20 protein-coding genes are annotated in these 22657 nt (G+C 63.3%); 14 read left to right on the top strand and 6 right to left on the bottom strand.

The window, feature by feature from the left end; all coding sequences use genetic code 11:
- Positions 1-2: 2 nt before the first annotated feature.
- Genes BLS26_RS28700 through BLS26_RS28685 form a run of 4 tightly spaced genes read left to right on the top strand, consistent with a single transcriptional unit; the run spans position 3 to position 3306 of the window.
- Positions 3-872 (top strand): branched-chain amino acid ABC transporter permease, encoded by an 870-nt coding sequence (locus BLS26_RS28700; protein ID WP_092515869.1) that lies wholly within the window; start codon positions 3-5, stop codon positions 870-872.
- On the top strand, positions 869-1849 hold the full coding sequence (locus BLS26_RS28695) for a branched-chain amino acid ABC transporter permease (protein WP_092515868.1): 981 nt from the start codon (positions 869-871) through the stop codon (positions 1847-1849). The genes BLS26_RS28700 and BLS26_RS28695 overlap by 4 nt, the downstream gene beginning before the upstream one ends.
- A gap of 10 nt (positions 1850-1859) precedes the next feature.
- Positions 1860-2609, top strand: coding sequence for an ABC transporter ATP-binding protein (locus tag BLS26_RS28690; RefSeq protein WP_092518736.1), 750 nt, complete (start codon positions 1860-1862; stop codon positions 2607-2609).
- A complete protein-coding gene (locus BLS26_RS28685) occupies positions 2602-3306 on the top strand; it encodes an ABC transporter ATP-binding protein (RefSeq protein ID WP_092515867.1) in 705 nt (234 codons plus the stop codon). The genes BLS26_RS28690 and BLS26_RS28685 overlap by 8 nt, the downstream gene beginning before the upstream one ends.
- Positions 3307-3423: 117 nt before the next feature.
- Here BLS26_RS28685 and BLS26_RS28680 read toward each other — a convergent pair whose 3' ends face one another.
- The 3 genes from BLS26_RS28680 to BLS26_RS28670 are packed head-to-tail and all read right to left on the bottom strand — an operon-like array spanning position 3424 to position 8552.
- On the bottom strand, positions 3424-5382 hold the full coding sequence (locus tag BLS26_RS28680; protein WP_244541716.1) for an alkyl/aryl-sulfatase: 1959 nt from the start codon (positions 5380-5382) through the stop codon (positions 3424-3426).
- A gap of 54 nt (positions 5383-5436) precedes the next feature.
- Positions 5437-7257: an NAD(P)/FAD-dependent oxidoreductase gene (locus BLS26_RS28675; RefSeq protein ID WP_092515865.1), complete on the bottom strand. Its 1821-nt coding sequence runs from the start codon at positions 7255-7257 to the stop codon at positions 5437-5439.
- Between the two features lie 50 nt (positions 7258-7307).
- Complete coding sequence (locus tag BLS26_RS28670) at positions 7308-8552, bottom strand: acyl-CoA dehydrogenase family protein (RefSeq protein WP_092515864.1); 1245 nt, start codon at positions 8550-8552, stop codon at positions 7308-7310.
- 102 nt (positions 8553-8654) lie between these two features.
- Here BLS26_RS28670 and BLS26_RS36040 point away from each other — a divergent pair, with 102 nt between their 5' ends.
- Together BLS26_RS36040 and BLS26_RS28655 are read left to right on the top strand one after the other, a co-directional pair.
- Entirely contained in the window at positions 8655-9470 is an 816-nt protein-coding gene (locus tag BLS26_RS36040; protein ID WP_172804721.1) for an IclR family transcriptional regulator, read from the top strand.
- 62 nt (positions 9471-9532) lie between these two features.
- Positions 9533-10507, top strand: a complete 975-nt coding sequence (locus BLS26_RS28655; RefSeq protein ID WP_157676610.1) for a tripartite tricarboxylate transporter substrate binding protein — start codon at positions 9533-9535, stop codon at positions 10505-10507.
- A 173-nt stretch (positions 10508-10680) separates the two neighbouring features.
- Here the strand turns inward: BLS26_RS28655 and BLS26_RS28650 are convergent, their stop codons facing one another.
- Genes BLS26_RS28650 through BLS26_RS28640 form a run of 3 tightly spaced genes read right to left on the bottom strand, consistent with a single transcriptional unit; the run spans position 10681 to position 14640 of the window.
- On the bottom strand, positions 10681-11784 hold the full coding sequence (locus tag BLS26_RS28650) for an ABC transporter ATP-binding protein (RefSeq protein WP_092515862.1): 1104 nt from the start codon (positions 11782-11784) through the stop codon (positions 10681-10683).
- A gap of 28 nt (positions 11785-11812) precedes the next feature.
- The gene (locus BLS26_RS28645; RefSeq protein WP_244541715.1) at positions 11813-12847 is read right to left on the bottom strand and encodes an ABC transporter substrate-binding protein; all 1035 of its coding nucleotides are present in this window, start codon (positions 12845-12847) and stop codon (positions 11813-11815) included.
- Between the two features lie 23 nt (positions 12848-12870).
- On the bottom strand, positions 12871-14640 hold the full coding sequence (locus BLS26_RS28640; protein WP_244541714.1) for an iron ABC transporter permease: 1770 nt from the start codon (positions 14638-14640) through the stop codon (positions 12871-12873).
- Positions 14641-14922: 282 nt separating this feature from the next.
- On the opposite strand from BLS26_RS28640, the gene BLS26_RS28635 reads away from it, so the two are divergent.
- The 8 genes from BLS26_RS28635 to soxA all read left to right on the top strand — a co-directional run bounded on the left by BLS26_RS28635 (position 14923) and on the right by soxA (position 22456).
- Entirely contained in the window at positions 14923-16314 is a 1392-nt protein-coding gene (locus tag BLS26_RS28635; protein ID WP_172804720.1) for an MFS transporter, read from the top strand.
- A gap of 148 nt (positions 16315-16462) precedes the next feature.
- The gene (locus BLS26_RS28630; protein ID WP_092515858.1) at positions 16463-16912 is read left to right on the top strand and encodes a (2Fe-2S)-binding protein; all 450 of its coding nucleotides are present in this window, start codon (positions 16463-16465) and stop codon (positions 16910-16912) included.
- 10 nt (positions 16913-16922) lie between these two features.
- Positions 16923-19112, top strand: a complete 2190-nt coding sequence (locus BLS26_RS28625; RefSeq protein ID WP_092515857.1) for a molybdopterin cofactor-binding domain-containing protein — start codon at positions 16923-16925, stop codon at positions 19110-19112.
- A 54-nt stretch (positions 19113-19166) separates the two neighbouring features.
- Complete coding sequence (locus BLS26_RS28620; protein WP_092515856.1) at positions 19167-20429, top strand: NAD(P)/FAD-dependent oxidoreductase; 1263 nt, start codon at positions 19167-19169, stop codon at positions 20427-20429.
- Positions 20422-20877, top strand: a complete 456-nt coding sequence (gene soxX / locus BLS26_RS28615; RefSeq protein ID WP_244541713.1) for a sulfur oxidation c-type cytochrome SoxX — start codon at positions 20422-20424, stop codon at positions 20875-20877. Before BLS26_RS28620 ends, soxX begins: the two co-directional genes overlap by 8 nt.
- A gap of 9 nt (positions 20878-20886) precedes the next feature.
- Positions 20887-21366 carry a SoxY-related AACIE arm protein gene (locus tag BLS26_RS28610; protein ID WP_092515854.1) on the top strand — a complete coding sequence of 160 codons (480 nt, stop codon included), beginning with the start codon at positions 20887-20889 and terminating at the stop codon, positions 21364-21366.
- Positions 21366-21686: a thiosulfate oxidation carrier complex protein SoxZ gene (gene soxZ / locus BLS26_RS28605; RefSeq protein ID WP_092515853.1), complete on the top strand. Its 321-nt coding sequence runs from the start codon at positions 21366-21368 to the stop codon at positions 21684-21686. Before BLS26_RS28610 ends, soxZ begins: the two co-directional genes overlap by 1 nt.
- Positions 21683-22456: a sulfur oxidation c-type cytochrome SoxA gene (gene soxA, locus BLS26_RS28600; protein ID WP_092515852.1), complete on the top strand. Its 774-nt coding sequence runs from the start codon at positions 21683-21685 to the stop codon at positions 22454-22456. The genes soxZ and soxA overlap by 4 nt, the downstream gene beginning before the upstream one ends.
- Positions 22457-22657 lie beyond the last annotated feature (201 nt).

The raw sequence follows: 22657 nt of genomic DNA, 5'->3' as shown, positions 1-22657 counted from the left end.
CGATGTGGGAGACACTGGCCCAGGTCGTCATCAACGGCCTGCTCATCGGCGGCATTTATGCGCTCGTCAGCATCGGCGTCACGCTGATCTTCGGCGTGGTCAAGATCGTCAATTTCGCCCAGGGCGAATTCGTGATGATCGGGATGTATATCTCGTTCTTCCTCTCCAGCCAGTTCGGCATCGACCCGATCGTGTCGCTGCTGGTCTCGATGCCGGTACTGTTCGTGTGCGGCGTGCTGATCCAGCACTACCTGATCCGCCGGGTGCTGGGACCAAACGACATGCCGCAGATCTTCCTGACCTTTGCGCTGTCGCTGTTGCTGCTCAACCTGTCGCTGATGCTGTTCACGGCGAACTACCGCACCGTCCACACCTCCTATTCGGATGAGGCGTTCCACATCGGCGGGCTCTATATCCCGGTTGCGAAATTGATCGCCTTCGTGGTCGCGATGGCGCTGAGCGGCGCGCTCTGGGTGTTCCTGCGTGCCACCGACATGGGCAAGGCAATGCGCGCGGCGTCGCAAAACCGCGATGTCGCGATGCTGATGGGAATCAATCCGAACCGCGTGTTCTGCGTAGCCCTCGGCATTGCGCTGGCGCTGGCAGGCGCCGCCGGCTCGCTGCTGATGCCGTTCTATTCGGCCTATCCGTTCGTCGGACAGGTATTCGTGCTGATGGCCTTTGTCGCGGTCGTGCTCGGCACGCTCGGCAATGTCATCGGCGCACTGATCGCCAGCCTGATGATGGGGGTCGCGGAATCGCTCGGCATCCAGTTCGTCGGCGCCGATTCCGGATTGATCGTGGTGTTTGCGATGCTGCTGCTGACTCTGGCCTTCAAACCCAACGGACTCGGCGGAGGACGCGCCCGATGATCCGCCCCATCAACCTGCTCTGGCTGGCGCTCGGTCTCGCCATTCTGATCGCCCTGCCGCATGTCGTGACCAGCTCGTTTGCGATCGACATCTCGATCCGCATCCTTTTGTTCTCCTTCATCGGCGTCGCCTGGAACCTGATGGGCGGTTACGCCAAGCAGTTGTCGCTCGGGCACGCCGCCTATTTCGGCCTCGGCGCCTACTCCTCGACCATCCTGCAGATCGATTTCGGTATCTCGCCCTGGATCGGGATGGTGGCCGGCGGCGTGGTGGCGATGCTGGCGAGCCTGCCGATCGGCTGGCTGTGCTTTCGTCTGCGCGGCCCCTATTTCACCATCGCGACGATTGCGACGGCGCAGGCGCTGATGCTGATCTTCCTGAAGTTCCGCGATTTCGCCTGGGGCGCCGAAGGCACCACGATTCCGAACCTCGGCAGCGCGCCGTTGATGATGCAGTTCGAGGGCAAGGCCGCCTACTACTACGTGGTCCTCGGGTTGCTCGTGCTGGGGCTGACCATCACCTGGCTGATCGAGCGCTCGTGGATGGGATATTATCTGGTCGCGATCGGCGAGGATGAAGACGCGGCCGAAGCGATCGGCGTCAACGCGCCGAAGATCAAGCGCGATATCTACATGATCAGTTCGTTCCTGACCGCGCTCGCCGGCACCTTCTATACCCAGTACATCTACTTCATCGACCCCGCGACGGCGTTCAGCTTCAGCATCTCGATCGAGGCGGCGCTGGTTTCGATCGTCGGCGGTATCGGTACCCTTTGGGGACCGGTGATCGGGACCGTGCTGCTCGAAACAACGTCTGCTTTGCTGCAAAGCTGGCTCGGCGGCCGGGTCGGCGGCATCCAGCTCACCGTCTACAGCCTGATCCTGATGGCCGTCATCCTGTGGCGGCCGACCGGGCTGATCGGCTTTGCGACCGACCTCTACCAGCGCTATGTCCGGCGCCAGCCGGCGCGCGCGTAAGGATCGGGCGATGGCAGAAGCGCTGGTTATCAAGGGTCTCAGCAAGCGGTTCGGCGGCTTGCGCGCGGTACAGGACGTCAGCTTTTCGGTGCAGGAGAACGAGACCGTGGCGCTGATCGGACCGAACGGCGCCGGCAAGACCACGAGCTTTCATCTCATCACCGGATTTCACCGGCCCGACAGCGGCTCGGTCACCGCTTTCGGAAAAGAAGTCGCCGGCATGAAGCCGCACGACGTTTGCGCGCTCGGCATGGTGCGCACGTTTCAGGTCGCCAAGCCGTTTGGCGCGATGACGGTGCTGGACAACGTCATGACCGGCGCCTTCCTGCGCGACCGGCACGTCGCCGCCGCGCGCGAAAAGGCGCTGGAAGCCATCGAATTCGTCGGCCTCGCCGCCCGGGAAAAAACCGCAGCCAAGGACCTCACCACCATCGACCAGCGCCGGCTGGAGATGGCGCGGGCGCTGGCGACGCAGCCGCGCATCCTGCTGCTCGACGAAGTGATGGCCGGACTGAACCCGGCCGAAATCGATCAGGCCGTCGCCCTGGTCAAAAAGCTTTCCAGCCGCGGACTGACCATCGTCATCGTCGAGCACGTGATGCGCGCGATCATGGCGGTCGCGCGTCATATCGTGGTGCTCGACCACGGCCAGAAGATCGCCGAGGGCTCGCCCAAGGAGATCGTGGAGAACCCGGAAGTGATCCGCGCCTATCTCGGCTCCTACGTTCATCCGCCGGCAGCGGGAGAGGCCCATGCTTGAGCTATCAGGCGTCAGCGCCGCTTACGGATCGGTGCCCGCGATCACCGGCGTCACCATCTCGGTCGGCGAAGGCGAAGCCGTCGGTCTGCTCGGCGCCAACGGCGCCGGCAAGAGCACGACGCTACGGGCGATCTCAAGCCTCGTGAAACTCACCGCCGGCAATATCACCTTTGCTGGCACCAACCTCGCCTCGCTGCCGCCGCACCGGATTCCGGAACTCGGCATCGCCCACGTGCCGGAAGGCCGTCAGGTGTTTCCGGAAATGTCCGTGCAGGAAAATCTCGAGATCGGCGCCTACGTCCCCAAGGCCAAGGCCGAACGCGCGCGCACGCTCGACCTGGTCTACGGGATATTTCCGCGGCTCGCCGACCGCAGGAAACAGCTCGCCGGCACCATGAGCGGCGGCGAGCAGCAGATGCTGGCGGTCGGACGCGGCTTGATGCTGAAACCTCGGCTGCTGATGCTCGACGAACCTTCCCTCGGGCTTGCGCCCGTCATGACCGACGTCACCTTTGAGAAGATCGGCGAGATCCACAAGATGGGCACTGCGATCCTGCTGGTCGAACAGAACGTCAGCCGCGCGCTGTCGCTGGTGCAGCGCGCCTATGTGCTGGAAAGCGGCAACGTGATCATGCACGGCACCAGCACCGAGCTTGCCAACAACAAGCAGGTGCAGGCGGCGTATCTGGGGATTTGAGGTCGCGTACTCTCCACCGTCATTGCGAGCGAAGCGAAGCAATCCATCTATCGCCGTAAAGAAAGATGGATTGCTTCGTCGCTATGCTCCTCGCAATGACGTTTTCGCAACTCTCAATCAACTCACCGCGGTCCGCTTCGGCTCCACGATTTCGAACATCCGCGGAAACTCATCCATCAGCATCATCAATTCGCCGAGCCGCATCGGATTGCCGCTGACCTTGATCTTGCCTGCGCCAACGGCTTCCGGGAACGTCGTCAGCTTGGCGATGACTTCGTCGAGCACGCCGCGCGCCAGCGTGAACGAGGCGTCGGCATCCGCCGCCTGTCCGCCGGCCACATAAGTCAGCGCGCTGTTCTCCAGGTTGAGGATGAAACGCTCGTCGGTGTCGGTGAAGATCCAGTTCAGCACGATCCGCTTGCCTTCGGCCTTGGGGCCGTTGAGGCGAACGCCGAGCACGTCCCAGAGCTGCTCCGTGCGCAAGGCGGCCAGCGTCTCGCGCGGCATCGCCGGGCGCGGCGGCGCCTTGGGCATGCCGTTGCGCAATTCCTGCGCGCCGAACAGATAGGCGTTGCGCCAGGTCGAACTTTCCGAGGCATAGCCGAGCTGCTCGAACGTATCCGCCAACATCGCCCGCGCGGCCTGGTTGTCGGGATCGGCGAACACGAGATGGCTGACGGCCTGCGCCACGAAACGGAATTCGCCCTTGGCAAAATCCCTTCGAGCCCGTTCGAGAATGGCGTCTGCGCCGCCCATATACTCGACATACTTCTTGCCGGATTCCACCGGCGGCAATGGATCGAGATTGACCGGGTTGGCGTCGTACCATCCGAGATACTTCTGGTAGATCGCCTTCACATTGTGCCGGATGTGGCCGTAATAGCCGCGGCCATGCCAGGCGCCGTCGAGGCTCGCCGGCAGGCGGATGGTTTCGGCAATTTCAGCGGCCGTCAGGCCGTGGTTGATCAACCGCAAGGTCTGGTCATGCGCGAATTTGTAGAGATCCCGCTGCTGACGGATCATGGTGTCGATCCGCTCATGGCCCCATACCGGCCAATGGTGCTGGCCGCACATTGCGTCCGCCTTGCCGCCCCACATCTGCAAGGCTTCACCGAGATATTTCGACCAGGCCAGCGCGTCGCGGACGTCGGCACCACGGAACGGCAGCAGGTTGTGGAAATTGTGCGTGCAGTTTTCCGCGAGATTCAACAGCTTGTAGCGCGGAATGAAGAAATGCATCTCCGCCGGCGCTTCCGAGTTCGGCGCCATCTGGAACTCGAATTCGAGCCCATCGATGGTGCGCTTGTCGCCGGTCGCCATGATCAAGTCGGTCGGGCGCAACAGCGCCACCGAACCCGCCGCCATCGACTTGCCGAGCCCGCAATCGACCTGCCCGCGCACGCCCTTGGCGAGGAACGGCCCGAACTGATATTGCGCACGCCGCAACATTGCCGGCCCGGCGATGATATTTTCCGAGACCGCATGCTCCATGAACAGGTTGGGCGCAATGATCGGCACTTTGCCGGACGCCAGTGTTTCGTCGTCGAGCACGCCGCGCGCGCCGCCCCAATGGTCGGTGTGGGTATGGGTAAAGATGACCGCCGCGACCGGCTTCTTGCCGCGGTGCTGGAAGTAGAGCTCCATCGCCGCCCGCGCGCCCTCGATCGAGGTCAGCGTATCCACCACGATGACGCCGTTGTTGCCCTCGATCAGCGTCATGTTGGCGATGTCGAGCCCGCGCACCTGATAGACGCCGGGCACCACCTCGAACAGGCCGTGATGCATGTTGAGCCGCGATTGCCGCCACAGGCTGGGATCGACCGTCGGCGGCGCCGCGTCCGCCGACATGAAACCGTAGGGCTCGAGACTCCAGACCACCCTGCCCTGCGGCGAGGTGATCTTGGCGTTTTCCACCGTGCCGAGGAAACCGCGCGCGGCGTCGTCGAAATCGCGTGTATCCGAGAATGGCAGCGCCTTCAGTGTCGCCGCGTGCTGCGCGATGACCGAAGCGGAGGCGTCTTTCGGCGTTTCCTTTGACGTTTCCTTGGGCCGTTCGTCCATGGCTGGCTGGGTCATACTCGTGCACTCCTCGCGTGACAGAAACTAACTCTCGAATTCAACGGTGACAGTTCAGCGGAACTGCAACCCCTCGAACTGGCCGCTCTGGCGCCATTCATCGATGTACTTGAAATAGGCCATTGCACCCGCGGGATGGCCGACATTGAGCCGCGCCGCGGGACCGGGCTCGCGGCCCTCGTTGTTGTAGTAGCCGGGCGTACAGTCGGGACCGCCGATCATCCGGCCGACGCTGGTGAGCAGCAACTCGATCCACTTATCCTCAGCCTCTTTGGTGACTTCGATTTCCTTGAAACCGTTTGACTGGGCATGCGTCACCATCATCGCAATGGTGCGCGCCGCCTCGGTCAGGTTATGCGGCACGTTGGAGATCAGATTGGCGCCTTGCGTCGGCTGCACGAAGAACGCATTCGGAAAACCATGCACGTGGATGCCGTGCTTGGTGCGCATGCCCTCGGACCAATAGTCCGATAGCTTGACGCCGGCCCGCCCGGTGAGGTCGAAGCCGGAGCGCCTCTTATACTCGGTGCCGACCTCGAAGCCGGAAGCGTAAATCAGGCAGTCGAGCTGATATTCCTTCCCAGCGACGACGACGCCATTCGCGGTAATCCGCTCGACGCCCTTGCCGTCGGTATCGACCAGATGCGTCCCCGGTGTGTTGAAAGCCTGCAGATAGGCGTCATGGAAGCACGGCCTTTTGCAGAGCTGGCCATACCAGGCCTTGAGCTTGCCGGCGGTTTCGCGGTCTTTCACCAGCGCGTCGACGCGGTTGCGGATTTCCTCCATCTTCTCGAAGTCGGAATCCTCGAATGCCGCCCGCATATTCTGCAAGGTACGCTGCTCGCGCGGCAACAGCATGATCTTGGCGCGGATGCGCCGCGACAAGTCGGTCCAGCCGTCCTGAACCAGATCTTCCTCGGCGCCGCCTCCGGCCTGGTTCGCGGTAAAGTTCTCCAGCCAGCGCTGCTGCCAGCCGGGCGTCGCAATCTCTGAAAACCACTCCGGATCGATCGGCGCGTTGGCGCGCACATCGACCGACGAAGGCGTGCGCTGAAATACGTACAACTCCTTGCAGGCACGCGCGAGATACGGCACGCACTGCACCGAGGTCGCCCCGGTGCCGATGATGCCGACGCGTTTGTCGGCCAGCTTTCCCATCAGCCCGCCCTGGGGGTCGCCACCAGTGTAGTCGTAATCCCAGCGGCTGGTATGGAACGAGTGGCCCTTGAAACTGTCGATGCCGGGAATGCCCGGCAATTTTGGCACGTGCAGCGGCCCGGTGCCCATGCCGAGAAACTGCGCCGTGAAGGCATCACCGCGGTTGGTGCGGATGTTCCAGCGCGATTTTGCCTCGTCCCATTCGAGGCTTTCGACGATCGTGTGAAACAGCGCGTGGTCGTAGAGACCGAATTGTTTGCCGATGCGCTGGCAGTGCGCCAGGATCTCCGGCGCATGCGCGTACTTCTCCGACGGCATGTGCCCGGTTTCTTCGAGCATCGGCATATAGATCAGCGAAGCCGTATCGCATTGCGCTCCGGGATACCGGTTCCAGTACCAGGTGCCGCCGAAATCGCCGCCCTTCTCGATGATGCGGACATCCTTGATGCCGGCTTCCGACAGCCGCGCTGCAGTGGCAAGCCCGGCAAAGCCGCCGCCGATAAAAGCGAACGTGACATGATCGGTCTTCGGCGCCCGCGGGGTGACCGGTGTATAGGGGTCGTCGAGATAACGGGCGAGATGTCCGGTGACTTGCAGATACTGGTCGTTGCCGTCGGCGCGGAGCCGCTTGTTGCGCTCCTCCAGATATTTTTTGCGCAGCCGCTCCTTGTCGATCGAAGGGGTCTGCAAGGCCTGGGGCTGGTCTGTGATCGTCATCCGAAAGCGTCCTTCGAGAAATCAAGGTATAAGGCCGTCATTAGCACCGCTCAGGACGGGTGTGCAGACAGATACGGTGAATTGGCGATCGACCAGGCCGGCATCGGCTCCATCCGAAATATCTGCCGCAGATGCACTTCATCGGGGCCGTCGCCAATCCGCAGCAAGCGCCCCCAGGCCAGCGCCTGATGGATCGGCGTGTCGTCGGAGCCGCCCATGGCGCCGAACACCTGCATGGCGCGATCGGCGATCCGCTGCAGCATGGCGGGCACCGCGACCTTGATCAGCGAAACGTCGCGCCAGGCGCCGTGATGACCGGCCTGGTCGAGCCGCCAGGCGCAGCGATAGGCCAGCAAGCGCGCCTGCTCCAGTTCGACGCGGGCTTCGGCGATCCAGCGCTGGATCGTGTCGTATTCGATCACGGCGCGGCCGAACGCCTTGCGCTCCGACGATCGCACCATCATCAGTTCGATCAAGAGTTCGCACAGCCCGATCGAACGCATGCAGTGATGGATGCGCGCCGGGCCCAGACGAATTTGTGCGACCTTGAAACCTTCGCCCTCGGCACCGAGCAGGTTCGCCGCCGGCACGCGGACATTGTCGAAGGCGAGTTCGCCGATCGGCGCGACGTGATCCTCGCATCCCATCCAGCGCAGCCGCCGCACCAGACGAACGCCCGGCGTTTGCATCGGGACGATAATGCAGGAATGGCGGCGCGTCCGGTCGGTGTCCGGGTCGGTCACGCCCATCACGATCAGGAAACTGCACTGCGGATGCGCGGCACCGGTGATGAACCATTTGCGGCCGTTGATGACGTAGTCGTCGCCGTCGCGAACCATGCGCGTGGCAACGTTGGTCGCGTCGGACGAAGCGACATCGGGTTCGGTCATGCCGAACGCCGAACGGGTTTTTGCTTCCAGCAGCGGCTGCAGCCAGCGCGCCTTCTGTTCTTGTGTCGCGCAATTCTGCAGCGCGATCATGTTGGGCACATCAGGCGCCTGGCAGTTGAAGACTTCCGGCGCCCAGAACAGCCGGCCCATGATTTCGGCCAGTGGCGCGTATTCGAGGTTGGAAAGCCGCGTGCCGGGCTCGCTGTCGGCCAGTTCAGGCAGGCCAAGATTCCACAAGCCCGCCGCGCGCGCCTTCTGCTGCAAGTCGCCCATGAAAGGTGCGGCCTCGCCCTTGCCGACGACGTGTTCGAGCCAGGCGCGATGGCGCGGCAGCACCTCGGCGTCGAAGAACGCCTGCAGCTTGTTCCGCCATTGCTCCGATCGACCGGAAAGATCGAAATCCATGTCGCCTCCCACTTTTGGGAGAGAACTAAGCGTATAACGACACGAATTGCAAATTCATTCCGATATCTTGACAATAGTCCCAGTTCTGACCAATATTCCGTCATGGCAGCGATCTCCAGCGTCGATCCCTCGTCCCGGGCCAAGGCCCCGGAGGACCATGCCGATCCCGCCTTTGCGACCACGCTGGCGCATGGGCTCGACGTGCTGGCCGCTTTCCGCAATCGCACCGGATCGCTGTCGAATGCAGATCTCGCGCTGCATACCGGCTTGTCGCGGCCGACCGTGTCGCGGCTTTCCTACACGCTGGAGCAGCTCGGCTACCTCAAACGCGACGCCAAGGGCCGATTCGAACTCGGGCTTGGCGTGCTCGCCGCCGCCTATCCGGTTTTGTCGGCGCTGAAAGTCCGGCAAGTCGCTCGCCCGCTGATCCGCGAATTCGCGGCCTACACCGGCGGCACGGTTTCCATCGCGATGCCGTTCGGGCTCGACTTCATTTATGTCGAGACGGTGCGCACCACCGATGCGGTGGCGCACCTCCCCGATGTCGGTTTTACCGGCACGCTGGCGACGACCGCCGTGGGGCGCGCTTTGCTGTCGCTGTTCACGACGGAAGAACAGGCGGCCTACGTCGCCGACGTCAAGGCCGAGCGTCCGGAAGAAGCCGACTACGTGCAAACGCGGATGCTGCCGGATATCGAACTGTGCAAGGAGCGCGGCTTTGCGGTCTCGCTCGGCGAGTGGCGGCGCGAGATCTTTGGCGTCGCGGCGCCGCTGTACCGGACGCCGTCGGGCGATTGCCTCTCCGTCAATTGCGGCATCCCGTCATTTCGTTTCAGCGCCGAGCAGATCGAGCGCGAATGCGGGCCCCGCATCCTCGGCCTCGCGCGCAGCATCCGTTCGCTGGTCGCCAACGGCTGAATAACCTGACGATCCGGCAAGACGCATCGCTCGAACGGTGCCGACAACAGGGGGAGAAAACAATGAGCGGACTCAAATCCGCCCTCGGCATTGCCATGGGCCTCACATTGCTGCTCGGCCAGACCGCGCAGGCACAAAGCAACTATCCGAGCCGGGCGATCCACATCGTGGTGCCCTACCCCGCCGGCGGCATCGTCGACATCGTCGCTCGCGCGGTCACCGAACAGGTCGGCCGCGACTGGAAGCAAACCGTCGTGGTCGAAGCGCGGCCCGGCGGCAACAGCAATATCGGCACTGCGGCGGTCGCACGCAGCGATCCCGATGGCTACACCTGGCTGGTGACGGGACCGGCGGCGCTGGTGAACCCTACCTTGTACAAGGATGCCGGCTGGGACGCGATGAAGGGCCTTACATGCGTTGGCCTCGCGATCTGGAATCAGAGCGTCGCCGTCGTCAACCCCTCGCTGCCGGTCAAGACGCTCGCCGAATTCGTCGAGCTGGCGCGGAGCAAGCCCGGCCAACTCAACTTCGGCAATCCGGGCACCGGTTCGTCGATCGATCTGACCGCGCAGAAACTGTTCCAGGCCGCCGACATCAAGCTGACCAATGTCGGCTACAAAGGCCAACCGCCGGCGCTGATCGACCTGATGACCGACCTGATGAATCTCGAAATCGTCTCACTGGCGCTGGCCCTGCCGCACATCAAGGATGGCAAGATCAGGCCGCTGGCCGTCTTCACCGAGAATCGCATCACCGATCTCCCTGACGTGCCGACCATCGCCGAGGCCGGATATCCCGGCGCGTCCTATGTTTCCTGGTACGGCATCTATGTGCCGGCGGGGACGCCGGATGCGATTGCCACTAAAATCAACGACGGCATCAACAAGGCGCTGCTCAATCCCGATGTCATCAAGCAACTCTCAATCGCCGATATTCCGGGCAAGCCGATGTCGCTGGGTGAGCTGGCTTCGCTGATGAAGACCGACCACGACAAATTGACGGCGGTGGTCAAGGCGTCGGGGATGACGCCGCAGTAAGGCCCTCGTCGACATTCCGGGGCGATGCGAAGCATCGAGCCCGGAATCTCGAACTTCCGGGTCTGGTCCTTCGGACCGTCCCGGAACGACGACCCGTCTCCTGCTTCTTCACCTTGCTCGCATCCATCTTCACCGACGGATCGAGCGTCTGCGGGGGCCCAGGGCTTCAGGCGCTAGTCATGCGACACCGGTCCGGTATCGCGATAGGCCCAGCAGCTTTCGCGTGGCAGTGAGACCAGCGTCTCGATCCCGACCTGATGCCGGGCCGCGGTGCCGAGTTCGACCACTTCCAGCCGCTTGCCGAACAGTTCGATGCCGTAGGCGGTCTGCGTGCCCTGGTAACGGCGGTCGAGCACGCGGGCCGGGAAATTATTGACGCCGTTATTGGCGCCGATCGTGATGTTCTCCGGCCGCAGCGCAATCCGTACCTTGTCGTCCGGCCCGCAGGAATGCAGCAGCGCCACCTCGCCCTGTCTTCCTTCGCCGAAATCGACCGTCCCGAATTCGCCGCTGCGCGAAACCAGCCTGCCTTCAAGTTCGTTGGTCGCGCCGGTAAAATTGGCGACGAACAGGTCGGCGGGACGGTTATAGATCTCGTCGGGCGTACCCATCTGCAGCAGTTTGCCGTTGCGCATCACGCCGATGCGGTCACCGAGCACCACCGCCTCGGCCTGGTCGTGAGTCACGTAGAGCGCAGTCATGCCGGTCTGCTTCAGGATCACGCGCAGGTCGTCGCGCAGCCGCAGCCGCAGCTTGGCGTCGAGATTCGAGAGCGGCTCATCGAGCAGCAGCAGTTGCGGCCGGTAGACGATACTGCGCGCCAGCGCCACGCGTTGCATCTGTCCGCCCGAAAGCGCCACCACCGGTCGTTCGGCATATTCCGACAAGCCGACCAGTGCCAGCGCTTCGTCGACCATGCGGCGGGCTTCCTCGCGGGAAAACTTCCGGTGCTTGAGCGGATAGACCACGTTCTGCCGCACCGTCATGTGCGGCCACACCGCATAGGACTGAAACACCATGCCGAGTTCGCGCGAGCGCGGCGGCACCAGAATGCCGCGTCCGGGCGAGGACACGACCTTGCCGGCAATGCTGATCTCACCCGACGTCGGATGCTCAAGACCAGCCACGCAGCGCAACGTCGTCGTCTTGCCGCAACCGGAGGGCCCGAGCAGCACAACGATTTCGCCGGCCGGCACGCTAAAGCTGACGCCGTCGATCGCCGGCCGGCCGATCGCAAACTGCTTGCGCAGGTCGGTGACTTCGAGCGTCGTCGTCATGAACGAACCTTCTTCATACGCATCACGCTCACTGCCGGTAACCGAAGGTCTTGTCCCATTCCGCAACCCAGGGGCCGTGCAGCTTCACGTAGTCATCGAACTTGGGATACCAGACCTTGACCACCTTGGGGTCGAAGCCTTCGGGATAGATCGGCGGATCCTTCAGCGAGGTCAGATTGCCGAACTCCTTGATCATGAAGGTCTGCCCCTCCTTCGACAGCGACCAGTTCAAGAACAGTTTCGCGGCATTCGGATGCGTTGCGGTCTTGGTAATTCCCGAGGCATATGGATTGACTGGCGTCCCTTCCGGCGGGAAGAAAATCTTGATCGGCGCACCGTCCCTCTGTTTCTGATAGACGATGTTGTAAAGCAGCGGGCCTATCGCCACCTCGCCGCGCACCAGCGCATCCGCCATCGGTGCGCCGGACGGATAGAGAATCGGATGGGTCGCAGCCTGCTTTGCCCAATAGTCTTCGCCGAGCACTTGACGCTCGAACATGATCCGGGTCCAGGTGGTGCCGCCGGACTGCGCGAACACCTGGCCGATCATTTTGTCGTATTCGGGCTTGGTGAGATCCTTCCAGGTCTTTGGCGGGTCTTTCACCAATTCGGTGTTGTAGGCGATCGACCAGGCGATGGTGGCGCGCGGCCAGAATTTTGGCGAAATCAACGCCTCCGGATTGTAGTCGGCCGCGTTCGGCGGCGCGTAATCCTGGAACAGGTCTTCCAGCGGCTGCATCAAGGCGCGGTCGGAATGGTCGACCACGTCGGCGATCAACTTGCCGGCCGCGGCCTCGGTCTTAATGCGCGTGATGAGCTGGCCGCCAGGAGCGCGCACCATCTCGACCTTGATCTCAGGAAAGCGCTTGTTGAACTCCTTGATGGTGACCTGTTCGATTTCAGCGAAATTCGCCGTGTAGAACACCAGTTTGCCTTCTGCCTTTGCAGCAGCAATCAGTTCGGGCGAGGCGAATTCCTGCGCCTGCGTGGAAGTTGTCGATGCCAATCCGAAACCGGCAACGCCGGCCAGCGCGACAGCACTGATGAAGATCCTTCTATTCACGGCCAATCCTCCCATTGATCTTGTTATCCAGTGCGCGCGACGCTGCCCTGCGCGGCACCGCGCGACAGCCAGTTGGCGCCGCCGATGAGAACGCCGAGCAGGATCGTCTGCACGATGCTGAATGCGGCGGTCTTGCCGATATTGCCGCCTTCGTAATAGTCGAGCAGCAGCACCGACATCACCATGGTGTTGCTGGTGTAGAGAAACAGCGACGAGCCGAGCTCGCGCACCGCCAATACGAACAACAGCGTCATCGAGGCGATCACGCCGGGCCGCGCCAACGGCAGCACGATGGTCCGGATGGTGCCGAGCATGCCCTTGCCGCAGACCCAGGCGGCCTCTTCCAGTTCGCGATGAATCTGCAGGAACGAGGTCGAGAGCGCCTTCACCGTATCCGGCATGAAGCGCGCGATGAATGCCAGCGCCAGAATCCAGATCGTGCCGTAGAGCCCGCCGGGAATGCCGATCCAGGCCCAGAGATAGGCGACGCCGACCACGAGGCCGGGGATCGCGACCGGCACGGTCGAGATCAGATCGATCCAGCGCCGTCCGGTCACTTGCGTGCGATGGATGGTGTAGCCGATGGCAAAGGCCAGCGCACCGCCGACCACCGCCGTGATCACGCCGACCTCGACCGCGTTGTAGATCGACCTCAGCGTCAGCGGATTGTCGAAGATGCTGTTGAAATGCATCATCGAATATTGCCGCATGTCGAACAGGCTGGCGGCGTCGCGAATGAACATGAACTTGCGGAACGCCGCCACGATCAGCGCCAGCGACGGCAGCACCACCACGATCACGAGATAGACGATGCCGAGACCGAAGGTGAACCAGCGCCAGCGCCCGAGATCGAGGTTGCGGGGGCGGAACGCCTTGCCGGCCACCGTCGTATAGCTGCGGCCGCTCAACACTTTCTGCTGCAAGAACACCAGCCCGCCGGTGACGACCATCAGGATGATCGCAACCGCGGCCGCGGTGTTGTACAGCGGCGGCGACCAGTTGGTGAGCTTGAAGATGTAGGTCGTCAGCACGGCGAGATTGGTCGGTGCACCCAGCACCGCTGGAATGCCGTAGATGCCGAGCATCACGATAAACGACAGCAGCATGCCGGAGACGATTGCCGGCATGATCAGCGGGAACGTCACCGTGAACAATGTCGAAAAAGCGCTGGCGCCGGAAATCTCGGCGGCCTCTTCGAGGCTCGGATCCATGTTGCGCAGCGCCGAGGAAGTGAACATGTAGACATAGGGCGCGTAGTAGATGCCGAATACGAACACCAGCCCCGACAGCGAATAGAGATCGACGCGCCAGTCGAGCCCGATCCATTTGAACATGGTGTTGATCAGCCCCGTCTTGGGCGACCCCAGAATGGCCCAGGCGACACCGGCCACCAGCGGCGGCGCGAACAGCGGCAGGATGCTGGCAGCGGCGATAAATCCCTTGAACGGCGTATTGGTGCGAACCACGATCCAGGAAAACAACAGGCCGATCACAACCGCGATCAGGGTGCCGCCGCCGCAGGCGATCAACGTGTTCAGCAAGGCCTCGGCGACATTGGGGTTCGCCAGCACGGTGAGGAAATTGGCAATCGAGAGGTGACTGAGGCTGAGGCCATCGACCACCGGATTGGTGTCGGTAAGCGCCCCCAGCAGCAGCATGAAGACGGGATAGATGACCAGAAACCCGAGGATCGCCAGCAGCAGCGCGACCCAAAGCACGCTCCACATGCGCCGGCGCACGCCCCCGCTGGCGCTGTGCGTGATTTCGGTGCGCCGGCCCGTCTGTCCGTGCAAAACGCTTCCCCTCGCCGGCGGCCGTCTTTTTTTGGTCTTGCGGCCGCCGTAGGCCGCGACCCTAGTCGATCGGCTCCCGGGCGGAAAGCTATCCGAAAGTCGGCGGGACGAAATGGCGCGGATGCCGTGAAATTGGTGTCACATGCACGCCGTCTGCCCCTTTTTGGAGCCCGCGTCGTCCCTTCGCATATGCATCATGCAACCGCGCCCCTGTGGTCCGTCCGGTGGCCGTAGTACATGCCCAGCGGGGCCGTCGCTCCCGCCGCAGAGAACCCGATCGCGATGTTAGACCCAACTGCCATAAAGCCGTCCGCCCCGCCGATGGACGGCCTGCCGCCGGAACTCAGGCGCTGGGCGGTGGCGGCGATCTTCACCACGCTGGCGCTGGCCTCGCTGGATACCGCGATCGCCAATATCGCCCTGCCCGCGATCGCCGCCGACCTCCATGTCAGCGCGGCCGACGTGGTCTGGGTCGTCAACGTCTATCAGATCGCGCTGGTCGCGACCCTGTTGCCGCTCGGCGCGCTCGGCGAGATCGTCGGTCATGAGCGGATCTATATCGGCGGCGTGGTGCTGTTTACGCTGGCCTCGCTCGGCTGCGCTTTGGCGTGGTCGTTGCCCAGCCTGACCGCGGCGAGAGCGCTACAAGGGCTCGGCGCCAGCGGTATCATGAGCGTCAACGCGGCGCTGGTGCGTTTTGTCTACCCGACCCGGATGATGGGCCGCGGCTTCGGCCACAATGCGCTGGTGGTCGGAACCGCGATGACGCTCGGACCCACGATCGCTTCCGCCGTCCTGGCGGTCGGAAGCTGGCCATGGCTGTTCGCGATCAACCTCCCTTTCGGCGTGATTGCCGTCGTGATCGGCCTGAAGACCCTGCCGAAGACGCCACGCGCGGTGCATGCGTTCGATTTCTTGAGCGCCGGTCTGACCGCAAGCTGCCTCGGCCTCTTCATCATCGGAATCGGCAGCGCCGCGCACGGGGCACCGCCGGCGCTGGTCGTGGCCGAACTGGTCGGCGCATTGCTGCTCGGCTGGCACCTCGCCCGCCGGAACGCCGACCACCCGGCGCCGATGCTGCCGATCGACCTGTTTAAGCGGCCAATGTTCGCATTGTCGTCGGCCACTTCGGTCTGCTCCTTCTCGGTGCAGGGCCTAGCCATGGTCGCGCTGCCGTTCTATTTCGAGGACGTGCTGATGCGCTCGCAGGTCGAGACAGGATTCTTCATGACGCCCTGGCCGTTGGTGGTCGCCATGATGGCACCGGTCGGCGGCCGGCTGTCCGACCGCTTTCCGGTCGGCATTCTCGGAGGCTGCGGTCTGGCACTGCTGGGCATCGGCATGGTGCTGCTGGCGACGCTTCCCGACGATCCAGGGACGGCCGACATCGTCTGGCGCATGGTGGTGTGCGGGATCGGATTCGGCTTCTTTCAAACGCCCAATTTGAGGGCATTGATGTCGAGCGCGCCGCCGCATCGCAGCGGCAGCGCGAGCAGCATTGTCGCGACTTCCCGTCTGACCGGGCAAACGCTGGGCGCCGCACTCGCGGCCTTGTGTTTTGCCCTCGGCGGCCACAATGGCGCGACCGTTGCGCTAGCGGTCGGCGCCGGATTCGCAGCGGTTGGAAGCCTGATGAGTTTCCTGCGCCTCGCAGTCCCAGCATCACGAACATGACTGCTATGCAATGACGCCGATACGTAACACCGGCTCATTAATTTTCATCCATCTCGTAGACGCATATTGTTGATTTGAACTGCTCCAGATTGCAAGCCAACATCGCCCCGCAGCTCTCTCGATGGATTGAGCTAACAGGGGATACGCGATGGCAAACCTCACGATAAACGGCAAATCAATAACGATAGACGTCGAAGACGACACCCCGCTGCTTTGGGCTATCAGGGAGAATGTCGGACTGACCGGGACCAAATACGGTTGCGGCATTGCACAATGCGGGGCCTGTACGGTCCATATCGATGGCGTCGCGATGCGCTCCTGCGGCATCGCGGTCAGCGAAGCCGCCGGCAAACAGATCACCACCATTGAAGGCCTCGCCGGCAATGGCGCGCTGCACAAGGTGCAACAGGCCTGGGTCGCCAATGACGTTCCGCAGTGCGGCTATTGCCAGAGCGGCATGATCATGGCGGTCGCCGCCCTGCTCAAGGAAAAGCCGAAGCCGACCGACCAGGATATCGACGAGGCCATCACCAATATCTGCCGCTGCGGAACCTTCCAGCAGGTTCGCGAGGCCATTCACGCCGCTGCGAACGCTTGAGGGGGATGTCATGAACAAGCACGTCACACTCAATCGTCGCGCCTTCGTGATCGGCGGCACCGCAGTTGCCGGCGCCGGACTTACGCTCGGCCTCGACATTCCCTTTGGCGGACCGACCGTGGTCCGCGCCGCCGACGGCTCGCCGGAGGTCAACGCCTGGGTGGTCATCCGTCCCGACGATACTGTCGTGATCCGCATCGCCCGTTCAGAGATGGGACAGGGCACGCTCACCGGCCTCGCCCAGCTCGTCGCTGAAGAACTCGAATGCGACTGGTCCAAGGTCACCACCGAGTTTCCGACGCCGGGTCAAAGCGTCGCCCGCAAGCGTGCGTGGGGCGATTTCTCGACCGGCGGCAGCCGCGGCATCCGCGCCAGCCATGAATATGTCCGCAAGGGCGGCGCCACCGCGCGCATGATGCTGGTCCAGGCCGCGGCGAACGAATGGAAAGTACCCGCGTCGGAATGCACCGCGTCCAACAGCGTCATCACCCATGCGGCGTCGGGCAAGACCACGACCTACGGCAAGGTGGTGGAAGCCGCGGCGAAACTGACGCCGCCGGCGGATGCCGACGTCAAGCTGAAGGATCCGAAGGACTGGAAGATTGCTGGCAAGGGATTGAAGCGACTCGATACCGTCGACAAGACCACCGGCAAGATGACCTACGGCATCGATATCAAGCTGCCGGACATGCTCAACGCCGCCATCAAGGCCTGCCCGGTGTTTGGCGGCAAGCTGAAAAGCTACGACGAAGCCAAGGTTATGGGCATGAAGGGCGTCAAGAAGGTGGTGAAGGTCGACGACACCGCGGTCGCCGTCGTCGCCGATACCTGGTGGCATGCGAAGTCAGCACTCGAAGCGCTGCCCATTGTCTGGGACGAAGGCGCCAACGCCAAGGTCTCCAGCGAATCGATCGCCAAATGGCTCGCCGAAGGCCTCGACAATGCCCAGCCGGCCTATGTCGGCAATACCAACGGTGACGCCAAGGCGGCGATTGCCAGTGCCGCCAAGAAGGTCGAGGCGGTCTACAACTACCCCTACCAGAACCACGCAACGATGGAGCCGCTCAACGCGACAGCGGTTTGGACCGCGGACAAATGCGAGGTCTGGTGCGGCACCCAGAACGGCGAAGCCGCTTTCGCCGCAACGCTGGAGGCTTCCGGCCTTTCGGCCGACAAGTGCGACGTACACAAGCAGATGCTGGGCGGCGGCTTCGGCCGTCGCGGCCAGACCGATTATGTCCGCCAAGCGGTCCTGATCGCCAAACAGATGCCAGGCACGCCGGTCAAGTTGCTGTGGTCGCGCGAGGAAGACATGCAGCACGGCATGTATCACCCGATCACGCAGTGCAAATTGACCGGGGCCTTCGATGCCGACAACAACCTGACGGCGCTGCATGTCAGGTTGTCCGGCCAATCCATCCTGTTCTCTTTACGCCCGGCGGCGCTGGAGAACGGCAAGGATCCGGTGGCATTCCAGGGCCTCAACGCGTCCGGCGAGGCGGCCATCGGCTACAGCGTGCCGAATTTGCTGGTCGAGCATTCCATGCGCAACCCGCATGTCCCGCCCGGCTTCTGGCGCGGCGTCAACGTCAATCACAACGCGATCTATCTGGAATGCTTCATGGATGAGCTGGCGCAGTCGGTCGGCCAGGATCCGCTCGCGTTCCGCCGGAAGCTGATGGCGACACATCCGAAGCATCTGGCGGTGCTCAACGCCGTGGCCGAGAAAATCGGCTGGGGCACGCCGGCGCCGCAAGGCGTCTATCGCGGCATCGCCCAGCACATGGGCTATGGCAGCTATGTCGCCGGCGCCGCCGAGATCTCGGTGACCGACGGCAACAAGATCAAGGTGCATCGCATCGTCGCCGCCACCGATCCCGGCTATGCCGTCAATCCGGCGCAGATCGAACGGCAGATCGCGGGCTCCTTCGTCTACGGCCTGTCCGGCCTGTTCTATGGCGGCTGCACCGTGAAGAACGGCGCGATCGAGCAGACCAACTTCGACACCTACAACTCGATGCGGATTGCCGAAATGCCGAAGGTGGAATCGATCGTGATGCCGAGCGGCGGCTTCTGGGGCGGCGTCGGCGAACCCACCATCTGCGTGGCGGGACCGGCGGTGCTCAACGCCTACTTCGCCGCGACCGGCAAGCGGATTCGTTCGGTGCCGTTGCGGGACCAGAACATCAGCTTCGCCTGAAACATGAGCGGCGGCCTCACCCGGCCGCCGCTCGCTCCTTTTCGGATTTAACGCATGGACGTCACGCGCCGGGATGTCGCTCGCGGCATTGCTTCGGCTGCCGCCGCTTCAGCTTTCGCGCATCCTTCGCTCGCGCAAGGCGCGGCGCGCATTGTCGTGATCGGCGGCGGCTTTGGCGGCGCCAGCTGTGCGCGGGCGCTGCGGCAGCTTGATCCAAAGTTGCAGGTGACGCTGCTCGAGCCAAATCAAGTGTTTACCGCCTGCCCCTTCAGCAATGAAGTGATCGCGGGTTTGCGGGAACTTCCGATGCAGCAGTTCACCTATGACCGTATCGCCGCCAGTGGCGTGACCGTCGCTGCGCAAGCCGCGACGAAGATCGATTCCTTGGCGCGCACCGTCACTTTGGCCGACGGCAATTCGCTGGCCTACGACCGCCTGGTGCTGGCGCCCGGCATCGACCTGCGCTTCGACGCCCTGCCCGGCTACGACGAAGCCGCCGCGGCCAAAATGCCGCATGCCTGGAAGGCCGGCGAACAGACAATACTTCTTCGCAAGCAGATCGAAGCCATGGCCGATGGCGGCACCGTGGTGCTGGCGGTTCCCGCCGCCCCCTTGCGCTGTCCGCCGGCGCCTTACGAGCGCGCCAGCCTGATTGCGCATTACCTGAAGAACAGGAAGCCGCGGTCCAAGGTTTTGATCCTCGACGCCAAGGACGGGTTCTCGCAGCAAAAACTGTTCGAGGCCGCCTGGAAGGAACTGTATCCCGGCATGATCGAACGGATCGCGCTGTCGCAAGGTGGCCGGGTGACGTCGGTCGATGCCGTGACCAACACCATCGTCACCGATTTCGGCAACTACACCGCCGATGTCGCCAGCGTGATTCCGCCGCAGAAGGCCGGCCGCATCGCCGACATCGCAGGGGTAGCCGACAACACCGGCTGGTGCCCGATCGATCCCGTCAGTTTTGTCTCGAAACTGGTGCCCAATGTTCATGTCATCGGCGACGCCTGCATCGCCGGACAATTGCCGAAATCGGCCTCCGCCGCGCACGCGCAAGGCAAGGCCTGCGCCGCCGCGGTGGTGAACATACTATCCGGCAAACCACCGGAGACCCCGCGGCTGACCGGGGCCTGCTACAACACGGTCGAACCCGGCTACGCGTTCTCGCTGTCGGGCGTCTATCTGCCCAAGGACGGGCAGTTCGCCGAGGTCGAGAGCGCGACAAGCCCGGTCGATGCGCCGCGCGAGGAGCGCCGGCGCGAAGCGGAGCGTGCGGACAACTGGTTCAAGACGATCACGGTGGACATCTTTGGCTAATGCAATCCAGATCTTGGCGGCATGTCTTGGAGCAGCGTGGCTGACGCTGCCCTGCCCGGCCGGCGCCCAAGCCTTGCACTCCTACGCTGTTGTCGGCGACGCCATTCCGGAACGGCTCACGACTACGCCGGGCGACGTGGCGCGCGGGCGCGCGCTGGTCGTCGAACGGTCGAGCACCTGCATCCTTTGCCACAGCGGTCCGTTTCCGGAATTGAGGTTCCAGGGCGACCTTGCCCCCAGCCTCGCCGGTTCCGGCAGCCGCTGGTCGGAAGGGCAACTTCGGCTCAGGCTGGTCGACGCCTCGCATCTCAATGCCGCGACCATCATGCCGTCCTATTATCGCGTCGACGGGCTTGACCGTGTCGGACCATCCTGGCGCGGCAAGCCGATCCTGTCGGCCGAACAGATCGAGGATATCGTGGCGTATCTGGCGAGCTTGCGTGACTAGGAAATGACGATGCACCGACGCTTCCATTCGACCCGCCGCCAGTTCCTCGGCCTCGCCGGCGGCGCTGCCGTGGCTGGCGCGGTGCCGGTCGTGACGCTGCGACCCGCCGAAGCGACACCGGCGATGCTGGCTTCCGCGATCCGTCAGGTCGTGGGCGATGCCGTGGTGCGCACCGGCAAGGTGAAGCTCGACGTGCCGCCGCTGGTCGAGAACGGCAATACCGTGCCGATGACGGTCAGCGTCGACAACCCGATGACACCTGACAACCACGTCAAGAGCATCCACGTCTTCAATGAGAAGAACCCGCAACCCAATGTCGGCAACTTCTATCTCGGCCCGAACGCCGGCCGGGCGCAGGTCTCGACCCGGATCAGACTCGCCGACAGCCAGAAGATCACAGCGATCGCAAAGCTTTCCGACGATTCGTTCTGGTCGGTTAGCGTCGATATCATCGTGACACTGGCGGCCTGTACCGAGGAGGTGATCTGATGGCCGCGGCCCTGATCAACATTCCCAAGAAAGCGAAGCGCGGTGACATCATCGAGATCAAGACGCTGATGTCGCACATCATGGAGACCGGTTATCGTCATATGGCGTCAGGCGAAATCGTGCCTCGCGACATTATCACCGGCTTCACGTGCCGCTATAACGGCACGGAGATTTTCCGCGTTGACCTCTATCCCGCGATCGCCGCCAACCCGTTCATCAGCTTCTTCACCACGGCAACCGCGAGCGGCAAATTCGAGTTCGAATGGATCGGCGACAACGGCTTTTCCGAAACTGCTTCCGCTTCGATCACGGTCGAATGAGACTGGCCGGCATCATATTCGTTGCGCTGCTGCTGGCGGGTTCCGTCGGCGCCGCCGAAATCCCGCAGGCCGAACGCCGCTCCGGCTACAGCTTCATGACGCCGGATACCAAGGCGATGCAGGACGACGACACGACCAATCCCGGCATGCTCTGGGTGCTCGACGGCGAAGCGCTGTGGAAGCGCAAGGTCGGTTCCGCCAACAAGGCCTGCGCCGACTGCCATAATGACGCCGATGCCAGCATGAAGGGCGTCGCCGCGCATTACCCCGCCTTCGACAAGGCGCTCGGCCGTCCCGTCGATCTGGAACAGCGCATCAACCTGTGCCGCACCAACCATCAGCAGGCGTCGCCGCTGGCCTATGAGAGCCGCGATCTGCTGGCGCTGACCGCCTTCATCGCCCGGCAGTCGCAAGGCAAAGCGATCGAAACCGGCAGTGATCCGCAGCTCGAACCGTTCATTGCCAAGGGGCGTGAGCTGTTCATGCAGCGGCAGGGCCAGCTCAATCTCGGCTGCGCCAACTGCCATGACGACAACTGGGACAAGCGGCTGGCCGGGTCGGCGATCACGCAGGCCCACCCGACGGGATATCCGCTCTACCGGCTGGAGTGGCAATCGCTGGGGTCGCTGCAGCGGCGCCTGCGCGCCTGTATCACCGGCATCCGCGCGCAGGCCTATGACTACGGCGCGCCGGAACTGGTGGAACTGGAGCTGTACCTGATGTCGCGGGCGCGGGGGATGCCGCTGGAAGCACCGGCGGTACGGCCTTAGTATGAGCGCCAGCACGGCAGATCCGGACGCTCCGGAGGGGCCAAACACAAAATCGCGAAAACAACCCCATATGCAAAGTAGAAATGGCATGCCGCTGGAGGCGCCCGCGGTCAGGGCTTGACCTATCCCCTCATGGTGAGGAGCGCGAAGCGCGTCTCGAACCATGAGAGCCAGACTGTAGCCCATCCTTCGAGACGCCGC

Source organism: Afipia sp. GAS231 (assembly GCF_900103365.1).
Lineage (GTDB): Bacteria > Pseudomonadota > Alphaproteobacteria > Rhizobiales > Xanthobacteraceae > Bradyrhizobium.
This window is presented reverse-complemented; position numbering and strand designations above follow the sequence as displayed.

Excerpts from the sequence above, each read along its gene's own strand:
- BLS26_RS28655 (WP_157676610.1), top strand. The coding sequence starts at position 9,533 with ATGAGCGGACTCAAATCCGCCCTCGGCATTGCCATGGGCCTCACATTG.
- BLS26_RS28635 (WP_172804720.1), top strand. The coding sequence starts at position 14,923 with ATGTTAGACCCAACTGCCATAAAGCCGTCCGCCCCGCCGATGGACGGC.
- BLS26_RS28675 (WP_092515865.1), bottom strand. The coding sequence starts at position 7,257 with ATGACGATCACAGACCAGCCCCAGGCCTTGCAGACCCCTTCGATCGAC.
- BLS26_RS28630 (WP_092515858.1), top strand. The coding sequence starts at position 16,463 with ATGGCAAACCTCACGATAAACGGCAAATCAATAACGATAGACGTCGAA.
- soxZ (WP_092515853.1), top strand. The coding sequence starts at position 21,366 with ATGGCCGCGGCCCTGATCAACATTCCCAAGAAAGCGAAGCGCGGTGAC.
- BLS26_RS28700 (WP_092515869.1), top strand. The coding sequence starts at position 3 with ATGTGGGAGACACTGGCCCAGGTCGTCATCAACGGCCTGCTCATCGGC.
- BLS26_RS28695 (WP_092515868.1), top strand. The coding sequence starts at position 869 with ATGATCCGCCCCATCAACCTGCTCTGGCTGGCGCTCGGTCTCGCCATT.
- BLS26_RS28620 (WP_092515856.1), top strand. The coding sequence starts at position 19,167 with ATGGACGTCACGCGCCGGGATGTCGCTCGCGGCATTGCTTCGGCTGCC.
- BLS26_RS28625 (WP_092515857.1), top strand. The coding sequence starts at position 16,923 with ATGAACAAGCACGTCACACTCAATCGTCGCGCCTTCGTGATCGGCGGC.
- BLS26_RS36040 (WP_172804721.1), top strand. The coding sequence starts at position 8,655 with ATGGCAGCGATCTCCAGCGTCGATCCCTCGTCCCGGGCCAAGGCCCCG.
- soxA (WP_092515852.1), top strand. The coding sequence starts at position 21,683 with ATGAGACTGGCCGGCATCATATTCGTTGCGCTGCTGCTGGCGGGTTCC.
- BLS26_RS28650 (WP_092515862.1), bottom strand. The coding sequence starts at position 11,784 with ATGACGACGACGCTCGAAGTCACCGACCTGCGCAAGCAGTTTGCGATC.
- BLS26_RS28670 (WP_092515864.1), bottom strand. The coding sequence starts at position 8,552 with ATGGATTTCGATCTTTCCGGTCGATCGGAGCAATGGCGGAACAAGCTG.
- BLS26_RS28610 (WP_092515854.1), top strand. The coding sequence starts at position 20,887 with ATGCACCGACGCTTCCATTCGACCCGCCGCCAGTTCCTCGGCCTCGCC.
- BLS26_RS28680 (WP_244541716.1), bottom strand. The coding sequence starts at position 5,382 with ATGACCCAGCCAGCCATGGACGAACGGCCCAAGGAAACGTCAAAGGAA.
- BLS26_RS28690 (WP_092518736.1), top strand. The coding sequence starts at position 1,860 with ATGGCAGAAGCGCTGGTTATCAAGGGTCTCAGCAAGCGGTTCGGCGGC.
- BLS26_RS28685 (WP_092515867.1), top strand. The coding sequence starts at position 2,602 with ATGCTTGAGCTATCAGGCGTCAGCGCCGCTTACGGATCGGTGCCCGCG.